Below are 11,752 nucleotides of genomic sequence, written 5' to 3' on the forward strand. Positions count from 1 at the left end.
ATATATGCTAAAATAAAAAAGGGTGTGTTTATTCTCGCGGAAGGAAGTAAGTTATGGATGCAGTCGTAAACATTTGGAATTCGTTTTTCAGCCTTGCGAAACAATTTCGGGTTTCGGATGCTTTGGACGTAATTCTGGTTTCCTTTATTATATATAGTGGAATAAAACTTGTTCGCGAAACAAGAGCAGAGCAGCTTGTAAAGGGAATCCTTGTGCTTTTGGCGGTATGGGGCGTATCCTATATTCTCAAGCTGTATATGATGAGAAACCTGCTTGCTTACTTTTTCCAGTTTAGTGTGATGGCGTTGCTTGTTGTTTTCCAGCCGGAAATCCGGCGCGCGCTGGAGCAGATCGGCCGAAGCGGCATTGGGAATAAGCCCTGGATGTTCGGTATGCCGCAGGACGATTATGAAGTGTTGGCTCAGCAGAACCGGAAGTGTGTGAACGCGGTTGTGGATGCCGCAGCCGTTTTACAGAAGCAAAGGACCGGTGCGCTGATCATTTTTGAAAGGAAAACGAAGCTGGGGGACATTATCGATACGGGTACGGTCGTAAACGCGATTCCTTCCGTTCCGATCATCTGCAATATCTTTTTCAACAAGGCTCCGCTTCATGACGGCGCCATGATTTTACGCGACGGGATGGTTTATGCGGCCGGGTGTATTCTGCCGCTTACAAAAAGCGACAATGTCAGTATCGAACTTGGTACAAGGCATCGTGCCGGAATCGGCATGAGCGAAAACTCCGATGCGGTTGTAGTCATTGTTTCCGAGGAAACCGGGCAGATTTCCGTTGCGGTTAATGGCGTGCTTACGCGAAATTATACCAGGGAAACGCTGAAAAGCCGGCTCGAGAACCTGGTCCTTACCAGCGAAACCGAGCAGAGCGAAAAACGACAGAGCTTTCTCCCTTCCATAAGGAGGGCGAAAAAGAAATGAAGATCAAAAAATTTAGCATCGGAAGATTGTTTTATAACGATAAATTTGTCATGTTTTTTTCCGTACTCATGGCAATTGGCTTGTGGATTTTTATGGCGTTAACCGATACGGAGGAATTCCCAAGACAGATTACCGACGTGCCGATTATAATTCGGCTTTCGGATGCTGCACAGGAAGATGGCTTGAAGGTTTTCAGTCCGGTGAATCAGACGGCGACGGTGTCGATCAAGGGGAACAGCCTGGTCGTAAAGCAGATACAGGCGTCTGATCTGGAGGTTGTCGCGCAGCTTGCCTCAACCATTACCAGTCCGGGGAATTATACATTTGATTTGTCTGTTAATAAAAAAGGAACGCTGTCGGATTTTGATGTTGTTTCCATCTCCCCGAGTCAGGCGAATATCAGCGTAGACCGTTACGCGGAGAAGACGCTCCCGATTGAAAATGAGATTAAGTATAAGCCGGATTACAAATCGGATCCTTCCTATTTTGTCAGCACTCCAACCTTCAGCGTCGATACGGTTACCGTTTCCGGACCGGAAAAGGAAGTTTCGCGCGTTAGCAAAGTTTCTGTACAGTATCAAATTAACGATACCCTTCGGGAGTCCAAAAGCTTTACCACCGATTTGGTTTTGACTGACGCCAGCGGGAACAAAATTGTAAGCAACAAAATTAAGCTGAGCCAAGATAAGGTGGATGTTACGATACCCGTCCTTTCCAGAGTTGTTCTGCCGCTCAGCGCCAGCTTTACAAATAAGCCGGCCGGTTTGTCGCTTTCTGCGGATCAGATAACCATTAGCCCACAGTCCATTGAGGTTGCCGGCCCGAAAGATGTGCTTGCGAATTTAACGGAGATCACCTTGGCGCCGATCGACTTTTCTGGAGTAAGCCCGACGACCAGCACCTTTGACGTTAACGTGAGCCTTCCGGCAAGCTGTAAAAACCTTAGTAACATCCCGGTTGCCAAAGTTTCGCTGAATTTAGGCTCCATGGCGACAAGAAAAATGGTTGTCAGCAATTTTGCCATAAAAAATCTTGCGGCGGGTAAGACCGCAAGCGTTTATACTAAGAACCTGACGGTTACCGTTGTAGGTCCGGAAAGCGAAATCACGAAGTTGACTGAAAACAGCCTTTCCGCACAGATTGATATGTCTGGAAAAGAAAATTTCACCGGGCATACGGAAATGCCGGTCAGCATTAGCGTGGGCAATTCTTCCAGTTGTTGGGTTTACGGGAGTTATATGGCGAATATCAGCGTAAGAGCAGTAGCAGTTAGTTAGAATACAGATGTCTTTCGGAAGCATATCCGGTTTGCCGGATATGCTTCCTTTTCTGAACCGGATTATTTTTACCTTTAATAGATAATTTACTTTAAACTTTATGCCGGTTGAGATATAATGAAGATATATTAAAACAGAAAGCAGGTGTTTTTTTGGATACAGGATTTACCGTGCCTCTGTCAAAAGTAATAAAAGAGCTTGCATTGGAAACGATTTTTATGCCCGGCGACCCGGAAAATATTTTGATATCCTCTATGGATGTAAACAGGCCGGGGCTTGAACTGAATCGTTTTTACGATTATTACGACACAAGACGGATTATTGTTTTCGGCAATGCGGAAACTTCGTTTTTAAAATCCATTTCCTCGCAAGAGCGTGCCGAAGTATTAAATGAAATTTTCTCTAAAAAACCGCCCGCGGCAATTGTAGCCCGGAATATTAAGCCGATGTCGGAACTTTTAAATGCGGTGAAAACTAATAAAATACCGCTTTTGGGCACACCGGAGACAACGTCCAGCCTGGTGGCTGCGCTGGTATCTTTTATGAACGTGGAACTGGCTCCCCGGATTACACGGCACGGGGTGCTGATTGAAGTCTACGGCGAAGGGATCCTGCTGGTCGGCGACAGCGGCGTCGGTAAAAGCGAAACGGCGATTGAACTAATTAAACGCGGACACCGCCTGATCGCGGACGACGCAGTAGAAATCCGCAGGGTATCCGCGAAATCGCTTGTAGGACAGGCCCCAGAAAACATCCGTCATTTTATCGAGCTGCGCGGCATAGGCATTATTAACGCGCGCCGTATTTTCGGCATGGGTGCCGTTAAGCTGACGGAGAAAATCGATATGGTTATCAACCTTGAGATTTGGGATAATCAAAAGGTTTACGACCGTATGGGCATCGACAGCGAATACACGGAAATTCTTGGAATCAAAGTGCCGGTGCTTACCATTCCGGTTAAGCCGGGCAGGAACCTTGCCATTATTATCGAAGTTGCCGCCATGAACAACCGCCAGAAGAAAATGGGATATAATGCGGCGCAGGAGCTGATGCAGAATCTGGGCATGGATATGTCGATTCTGCAGGAGCAGGAGAAAAAGAGGGAACTGGAATTTTAAGGGGCTTTTCAGTTTGCCTAAATGCATTTGTTTTGCTGAAACAACTGGAAAATTACTAAGGTATGGAATAGGAACAAGGAGTAAGAATGAATATCATAGCAGATACACATACACACACGATTGCATCTACACACGCGTACAGCACATTACAGGAAATGATACACGCCTCAGCGCAGAGAAAGCTGTATGCGATCGCGATTACCGATCATGGCCGCAGCATGCCGGGCGCGCCGGGACAATGGTATTTCGAAAATATGAAAGTGATACCGCGTTTTATGGAAGGTGTTCTTGTCCTGCGCGGGCAGGAAACGAATATTATCGATACGGACGGCAACATTGATCTTGAGCCGGACTGTGTGGGGAAACTGGATTGGATTGTCGCATCCATTCACGAAGAAGCCTTTCGTTGCGAAAACCCTACTGTAGAAGCGGTTACGAATGCATGGATGAACATAACGAAAAACCCGCAGGTTCATGTGATTGGGCACAGCGGCACAAAAGAGTATGAATATGATTTTGAAACAGTAATCCCCGAGTTTGGGCGTACGGGGAAGCTGGTGGAATTGAATGAAGGCAGTTTTATAGGTCGGAAGAAATCCATACCGAACTGCAAAAAAATCATGGAGCTATGTAAAAAACACAGCGTTCCAATCATTTTAAATTCGGATTCCCATATATCCGCAACGGTTGGATGTTTTGAACATTCCTTGGAATTATTGAAGGAACTGGATTTTCCGGAAGAGCTTGTGGTAAACGCAAGCGTGGATCGCTTCCATGCTTACTTAAAAGAGTATTCCGTAGTAAAGAACGATCCGGTCTTTCAATCCAAATCATGGAGGGCAAAATGAATCGACTGGAACAGTTAGCGAACACGGCGAAAGACTTGGGCTGCAAAGTCCGCCGCGACGAACCGATGAGCCGCCATACCACCTTCAAAATAGGGGGGCCGGCGGATCTGTTTATTACCATATACAGCAGGGAGGCCATTCAAAAGCTGTATAAGGCGGCCAATGAGCTTGAGGTGCCGTTGCTACCTATCGGCAATGGCTCCAATATACTTGTCAGCGACAATGGAATTCGCGGCGGAGTGGTTGCGCTGGCCGGAGAATTCAGCCAGATACAATTTACCGGCGACGATTGCACGATCCGCTGTGGCGCGGGCGCAACGCTGGCAGGGCTCTGCGTTTTTGCAAGGGAACATTCGCTTACCGGGCTTGAATTTGCGTGGGGGATTCCCGGCGCAGCCGGAGGCGCGGCGTTTATGAATGCGGGTGCCTATGAATGCGCAATGGAAAGCGTGCTGACTTCCTGTACGCATATTACCAAAACAGGGGAAATCGGTTCGCTTAGCGGTCCAAAGTTGGAGATGGGTTATCGCCACACAGCTTATACCGACAATGGCTGCACGATTCTCTCCCTTACCATTCGGCTGAAAAGGGGCGACCGGGATCAAATTGCGGCCCGCATGGACGAACTGCTTGCCCGCAGGAAAACAAAACAGCCCCTTGAAATGCCAAGCGCCGGAAGCGTATTTAAGCGCCCAAAGGGCCACTTTGCCGGGGCGTTGATTGAAAACTGCGGTTTAAAGGGCAGGAGCGTGGGGGGCGCCATGGTAAGCACGAAGCATGCTGGTTTTATTGTAAATACGGGTGGTGCGACCTGCCGCGACGTGCTAGAGCTGATTGACATCATAAAGGAAACCGTGTATCGGCAGACGAATGTGGAACTGGAATGCGAAATTAAAACGATCGGCTGATATGGAGGAACTATGGAATTTTTGATTGTAACGGGTCTATCCGGCGCGGGGAAATCCCGCGCGATTGACGCGCTGGAGGATATTGGCTTTTATTGCGTGGATAATATCCCGCCAAAGTTAATTACCGCATTTTATGAGCTTGCGAATCAGGCGAAAGGCTCGCTTTCCCGCGTGGCGGTCGTTACGGATATCCGCGGCGGAGATATGTTTTCCAGTCTGTTTGAAACGCTGGATGAGCTGAAAAGCGAAAAGAAGGATTACCGGATTTTGTTTTTAGACGCGAATGATTATGTGCTGATGAACCGTTTTAAGGAAACGCGGCGCAAGCATCCGCTTGCGGAAAACTGCCTTGGTTCGCTGGAGCAGGCGGTCAAACTGGAAAGGGATGTTTTAAAGCCGGTGCGGGAACGGGCGGACTATATCATTGATACTTCCCATCTTTCACCCGCACAGCTTAAGGAGCGCATTTCCAGCCTGTTTTTAGGCGATTCATCCGACGCGCTGATGATTCACTGTGTTTCGTTCGGGTTTAAATATGGAATACCCGCCGAGGCGGATTTGGTGTTTGATGTGCGCTGTCTTCCGAACCCGTTCTATGTGGAAGAACTGCGGAATTTGACGGGGCTGGACGAGCCTGTCCGCAGCTATGTGATGAAATGGGAGCAGACACAGGGATTCATCGACCGCTTATTAAGCCTGGTTGATTATATGATTCCGCTGTACTGCAATGAGGGAAAATCCCAGCTGGTTATTGCCATCGGCTGTACTGGCGGGCATCACCGCTCGGTGGCTTTGGCGCAGCTTCTGTACAATCATCTGCTGGAACAGGATATGCGCACCAGCGTGAATCATCGGGATATCCATAAACAATAAGTACCGGGGAGAAGGTTGGAATGTCATTTTCATCCGATACGAAAATCGAATTATGTAAAGAAATACCGCAGGGCTCCTGCTGCCGAAAGGCGGAGTGCTACGGTTTGCTTTTATTTGCGCGGGCATTTTCGGCCCATGTCATCACACTTACGACGGAAAGCGGGGCCGCCGCGCACCTTGCGGCACAGCTTACCGCTGAAACCATCGGGGTTATTGTTGATATTTCCGCCTCTATGCTGCGCAGAAAGGAGCGGAAAAACTCCTTTACGGTTACCGTAAACGGCAGCGAACAGTGTAGTGCCGTTCTTGCTTTTTTCGGGCATAATCAAAAGGAAATCAATCTGCGGATTAACCATTCGAATATGGAAGAGGACTGCTGTGCCAGCGCTTTTCTGCGCGGCGCTTTCCTGTCCTGCGGCACCGTAACCGATCCCAACAAGGATTATCGCCTTGAATTTACGGTCCCCTTTATGAATTTGGCAAGGGATCTGTCCGCTTTTATCAGCGGGATTTACGAGCTGGATTTGCAGCCTGGCCTTTTGAACCGCAAGGGTTCTTTTGTTGTTTATGTAAAAGGCGGCGAGCGCGTTGCGGATCTGTTGACGTACATGGGGGCGGGCAATGCGGCGATGGCCTTGATGCAGACCAAAATGCTGAAGGAAGTCCGAAACAATGTAAACCGGAAAACCAATTTTGAAACGGCCAATATTGATAAAACAGCCTCTGCCGCTGCCGCGCAGATTATTGCGATTGAAAAAATCATTAAGACAACGGGGCTGGACGCTTTGCCGGAAGAACTGAGGGAAATTGCCGACCTGCGTTACCGCAATCCCGAGATGTCCCTGCGTGAGCTCGGCGGGGCGTTGTCCGAACCGCTGAGCCGTTCCGGGGCGAACCACCGGCTCCAACGCATTGTTGACATAGCGCGGAGTCTATAAAGAACAGAGAGGGAGATACCATGTTTGTACATTTGCACCTGCATACGGAGTATAGCCTGTTAGACGGCGCCTGCCGTATCAAAGAGTTAATCGATACCGCTGCGGACAGGGGCGACACAGCGATTGCGATTACGGACCACGGTGTAATGTACGGCACCGTAGATTTTTATAAAGCCGCGAAAAAGCGGGGTATCAAGCCGATTATCGGCTGCGAGGTTTACGTTGCGCAGCGGTCACGCTTTGATAAGGTACATGAGCTGGATTCGGAACACCGACATCTTGTTCTGCTCTGTGAAAATAATACCGGTTATCAGAACCTGATTGCTATGGTCTCCAAGGCATGGACGGAGGGGTTTTACAGCAAGCCCCGCGTCGATTTCGAACTGCTAGAAAAATATCATGAGGGGCTTATTGCTTTATCCGCCTGCCTGGCCGGTGAAATTCCCCGTGCGCTTACCGCGGGGGATTACAACGGTGCAAAGGAAGCCGCCCTGCGTTATCGTGATATTTTCGGTGAGGATCATTTCTATTTGGAACTACAGGATCATGGAATCCGAGAGCAGAAGCGGATTAACCCGTCTATTATCCACCTGTCCGAAGAAACGGGAATTCCCCTGGTGGTTACCAATGACTGCCATTATATTAAGCCGGAAGACAACAGCATGCACCGCATTCTTTTATGTATTCAGACAAACCATACGATCAATGACGATGATACGATGGAATTCGGAAGCGACCAGTTTTATTACAAAACGGAAGGAGAAATGCGCGCGCTGTTTCCCAACCATCCGGAGGCGGCCGATAATACAGTAAAGATCGCGGAACGCTGCAATGTGGAATTCGAGTTTGGCCACACGAAGCTTCCGCATTTTGATACGCCGAACGGGCAGGATAACACAGCCTATTTCCGTGAAAAATGTTACGAAGGCTTATACAAGCACTACGGCAAAAATCCGGATCAATCCATTATTGACCGTCTGGAATATGAGCTGAAAACGATTGAACAGATGGGGTATGTGAATTATTATCTGATTGTGCATGACTTTGTGCGCCACGCGAAAGAAGTCGGAATTCCTGTCGGACCGGGAAGGGGCTCCGGCGCGGGAAGCCTTGCCGCCTACTGCATCGGGATTACAGGAATCGATCCCTTGAAATACAACCTGCTGTTCGAACGGTTTTTAAACCCGGAGCGCGTCAGCATGCCTGATTTCGATATCGATTTTTCCGATGAGCGCCGCCCCGAAATGATCGACTATGTTGTCGAGAAATACGGTGCCGATCATGTGGCGCAGATTGTCACCTTCGGCACCATGGCGGCGCGCGGTTCCATTCGTGACACCGGCCGGGCAATGGCGATTCCCTATGCTACGGTGGACAGCGTTGCAAAGCTGGTTCCGATGGAACCGAACATGACGCTTCAAAAAGCGCTGAATTCTTCCACGGAGCTGAAACTGCGCTACGATACCGACCCGCAGATTCATGAACTGATTGATATGGCGCTCAAGCTGGAGGGAATGCCCCGGAACGCTTCCACCCATGCCGCCGGCGTAGTCATTACGGACAAGCCCGTTGCCGAGTACGTGCCGCTTGCGAAAAACAACGATGCCGTCGTTACCCAGTACACTATGACGACGCTGGAAGAGCTGGGCCTTTTGAAAATGGATTTTCTCGGGCTTCGCAACCTCTCTGTAATCCGCGACGCGCAGAATATGATCCGGAAAAAACAGCCGGAATTTCAAATTGAGAATATACCGCTGGACGATAAAAAAGTATACGCAATGCTGGCAGCCGGTGCAACGGACGGCATATTCCAGTTCGAGTCCAGCGGCATGCGCAGCGTGCTGATGCAGCTGAAGCCGGAATTTATTGAAGACCTGATCGCGGTTAATTCGCTGTATCGCCCCGGCCCAATGGAATACATCCCGCGCTATATTGAAAACCGCCATCATCCGGAAAAAATCACATACCGTCACCCGCTTTTAAAGAACATTCTTGACGTTACGTACGGCTGTATTGTGTATCAGGAGCAGGTTATGCAGATTTTCCGAACGCTCGCCGGCTATTCGCTCGGTCGTGCAGACATTGTGCGCCGGGCAATGAGCAAGAAAAAAGCCGACGTAATGGAGCGTGAAAAGCAGATCTTTATATACGGCCTGAAGAACGAAAAGGGCGAAGTGGAGGTGGAAGGCTGTATCCACCGCGGCGTGGACGAAGCGACGGCTAAAGCGATTTACGGCGAAATGGCAAGCTTTGCTTCCTATGCCTTTAACAAATCGCATGCCGCGGCCTATGCATTGTTAAGCTACCAGACGGCGTGGCTCAAATGCTATTATCCGCATGAATATATGGCCGCCCTTCTGACCAGCGTTTTGGACAACAACAATAAGCTTTCGGCCTATATTGCCGAATGCATGCGCCTTGGAATCTGCGTTCTTCCCCCACATGTGAACCAGAGCTGCATTGGTTTTACCGTTTCCGGTAAGGACATCCGGTTCGGCCTGTTGGCGATACGCAATCTTGGGCGCGGGTTCATTTTGAACCTTCTGCATGAACGCGAAGCAAACGGTCCGTTTACCAGTTTTTACGGCTTTTGTAAACGCATGTACGGCGATTTGAACCGCCGTTCCCTAGAGAACCTGATTAAGTGCGGCGCGCTGGACGGCCTTGGGGCAAACCGCAGGCAAATGCTTACGAACGTTTCCAACATTATGGATTATCTTGATGATGATAAAAAGCGCAATGTGGACGGGCAGATGGGCTTTTTCGACAGCGTAAAAAACGATGAGCACGAATATGCCATTGCGCCGATGCCAGATTATAGCCTTTCGGACAAGTTGGCTATGGAAAAAGAATCCGCCGGTATGTATCTTTCCGGCCATCCAATGGCAGAATATATTTATACCTATGATACAATTCATGCGGTCCGGATCGGAGAAATTCTGGATGATGCAAGGGAGCAGGGCGGCCGTTTTCACGACGGTGACACCGTTACGCTTCTGGGGATTATTGTCGGTGTGAAAATGAAGGTTACAAAAAACAACAGTACCATGGCCTTTGTCACAATAGAGGATATGTACGGGTCGATGGAAGTGTTCGTTTTCCCGAAAGTCCTTTCGCAGTTCGCGGAATGGATCGCCGAGGGGAAAATTGTAAAGATTTTTGGCAGGATCAGTATGCGCGAGGACGAGGATGCAAAATTGATTTGCGAATCGGTTGGTCCCGCCCCGCCGCCCGCCGGGAAAAAGAAAGCCGCCCGGTCCGGAAAATCCGCGCGCCCAGGGCTGTATATTAAGGTGCCCGGCGAAAATTCCGAACAGTATAACCGGGCAAAGAAATATTTGGCAATTTTTGACGGTAGCACGCCGCTTTATATCTATTTTGTTGATTCCAAAAAGCTTATGCGCGCCCCCTTGTCAATGTTTGTAAGCGTGAATGATATATTGATTCGAGAATTAAAAAAACTTTTGGGAGACAAGAATGTGGCTTATATTGAACAAATGCAACAATAATCCATATAGGTGATACTTTTATCCATATTTTGCGGTTGATTCCGTACGACAGAATAGACTATAATCTATGGTGAGAGTAAAGCAAAATTAGGGGGTACAAGTATGAATACGAAAACGATTGCTGTTTTGACGAGTGGCGGCGACGCACCCGGAATGAACGCAGCCGTACGCGCCGTTACGAGGACGGGGATTTCATCCGGTATGCGGGTAATGGGAGTCCGCAGAGGATACAACGGCCTTTTGAATCGTGATGTGTTTGAAATGAATCTGCGTAGTGTTTCTGATATTATCAATGACGGCGGCACAGCGCTGTTTACCGCACGCAGCCCGGAGTTTAATACGCCGGAGGGCGTAAAGGAAGCTGCGGATAATTGCCGCGATATGGGCATTGAGGGGGTTGTCGTCATCGGCGGGGACGGTTCTTTCCGCGGGGCAAGGGACTTAACCAAAGCGGGGATTCCCTGCGTGTGCGTTCCGGGAACCATTGATAACGATATTGCCTCAACAGAATATACAATCGGCTTCGACACCGCTATGAACACGGCTGTGGAAATGGTTGACCGTCTGCGTGATACAACCGAATCCCACGACCGCTGTAGTGTTGTGGAGGTTATGGGCAGACGCTGCGGTGACCTGGCCTTGCAGACCGGAATTGCCGTAGGCGCCACGAGCATTTTGGTACCGGAAGTTCCCTTTGACTTCCAAAGGGATATCATCGACCGTATGATGTTTACGCAGAAAACCGGCAAAAAGCATTTCATTATTGTCGTTGCCGAGGGCGTAGGCGGTGTAGACAAGCTAGCAAAAGATATAGAAGCCAAAACCGGTATCGAGACCAGGGCGACCGTCCTTGGACATGTGCAGCGCGGTGGTTCGCCGACGCTGAGGGATCGTGTTGTCGGCACGGTAATGGGATACTATGCGGCAGATCTGCTTTACCGCGGAAAGGGCAACCGCGTTGTCGTTATGCACGATGGTAAGATTACGGACGTTGATCTTAACGAGGCTCTGAATATGACCCGCACATTTGACAAGCAGCTTTATGATATCGCTCATCGGGTTTCCATATAATTCTATATAATAAAGGGGTCCCTTTTCTGGGGCTCCTTTTTTATTTTGAGTTTTCATTAACTATTGACATTTTCCTTCAATTGTGTTATTTTGTTAACAAATAAAATAAAAAGAATAAATCTTCAGGGCAGGGTGAAATTCCCTACCGGCGGTAAAGCCCGCGAGCCGTAAGGCAGATTCGGTGAAACTCCGAGGCCGACAGTACAGTCTGGATGGAAGAAGATTGAAAGCGCGAAAAGCATTGGCAGTTTGCCAGGCTGTTTTTCTTGCAT

At 49.0% G+C, this 11,752-nt stretch carries 9 protein-coding genes and 1 riboswitch; all 9 genes read left to right on the top strand.

The genetic code is table 11. The annotated features are described in order from the left end of the window. The first annotated feature begins 53 nt into the window (after positions 1-53). The 9 genes from cdaA to pfkA all read left to right on the top strand — a co-directional run bounded on the left by cdaA (position 54) and on the right by pfkA (position 11,480). The gene (gene cdaA, locus CAGA_RS01100; RefSeq protein ID WP_135656825.1) at positions 54-938 is read left to right on the top strand and encodes a diadenylate cyclase CdaA; all 885 of its coding nucleotides are present in this window, start codon (positions 54-56) and stop codon (positions 936-938) included. Further along, positions 935-2,215, top strand: a complete 1,281-nt coding sequence (locus CAGA_RS01105) for a CdaR family protein (protein ID WP_135656827.1) — start codon at positions 935-937, stop codon at positions 2,213-2,215. The genes cdaA and CAGA_RS01105 overlap by 4 nt, the downstream gene beginning before the upstream one ends. A gap of 152 nt (positions 2,216-2,367) precedes the next feature. After that, on the top strand, positions 2,368-3,333 hold the full coding sequence (gene hprK, locus CAGA_RS01110) for an HPr(Ser) kinase/phosphatase (protein WP_135656830.1): 966 nt from the start codon (positions 2,368-2,370) through the stop codon (positions 3,331-3,333). 86 nt (positions 3,334-3,419) lie between these two features. After that, positions 3,420-4,181: a phosphatase gene (locus CAGA_RS01115; protein ID WP_135656833.1), complete on the top strand. Its 762-nt coding sequence runs from the start codon at positions 3,420-3,422 to the stop codon at positions 4,179-4,181. Then, complete coding sequence (gene murB, locus CAGA_RS01120; RefSeq protein WP_135656835.1) at positions 4,178-5,089, top strand: UDP-N-acetylmuramate dehydrogenase; 912 nt, start codon at positions 4,178-4,180, stop codon at positions 5,087-5,089. Before CAGA_RS01115 ends, murB begins: the two co-directional genes overlap by 4 nt. Positions 5,090-5,101: 12 nt before the next feature. Continuing rightward, on the top strand, positions 5,102-5,962 hold the full coding sequence (gene rapZ / locus CAGA_RS01125; protein WP_135656837.1) for an RNase adapter RapZ: 861 nt from the start codon (positions 5,102-5,104) through the stop codon (positions 5,960-5,962). 20 nt (positions 5,963-5,982) lie between these two features. Next, on the top strand, positions 5,983-6,900 hold the full coding sequence (gene whiA, locus CAGA_RS01130; protein WP_135656839.1) for a DNA-binding protein WhiA: 918 nt from the start codon (positions 5,983-5,985) through the stop codon (positions 6,898-6,900). A gap of 20 nt (positions 6,901-6,920) precedes the next feature. Next, complete coding sequence (locus CAGA_RS01135) at positions 6,921-10,409, top strand: DNA polymerase III subunit alpha (protein ID WP_135656841.1); 3,489 nt, start codon at positions 6,921-6,923, stop codon at positions 10,407-10,409. 102 nt (positions 10,410-10,511) lie between these two features. After that, a complete protein-coding gene (gene pfkA / locus CAGA_RS01140) occupies positions 10,512-11,480 on the top strand; it encodes a 6-phosphofructokinase (RefSeq protein ID WP_135656844.1) in 969 nt (322 codons plus the stop codon). A gap of 114 nt (positions 11,481-11,594) precedes the next feature. Then, positions 11,595-11,708: riboswitch (FMN riboswitch) on the top strand. The last annotated feature ends 44 nt before the right edge of the window (positions 11,709-11,752 follow it).

Origin of the sequence: Caproiciproducens galactitolivorans, from assembly GCF_004768785.1 — a bacterium.
Lineage (GTDB): Bacteria > Bacillota > Clostridia > Oscillospirales > Acutalibacteraceae > Caproiciproducens > Caproiciproducens galactitolivorans.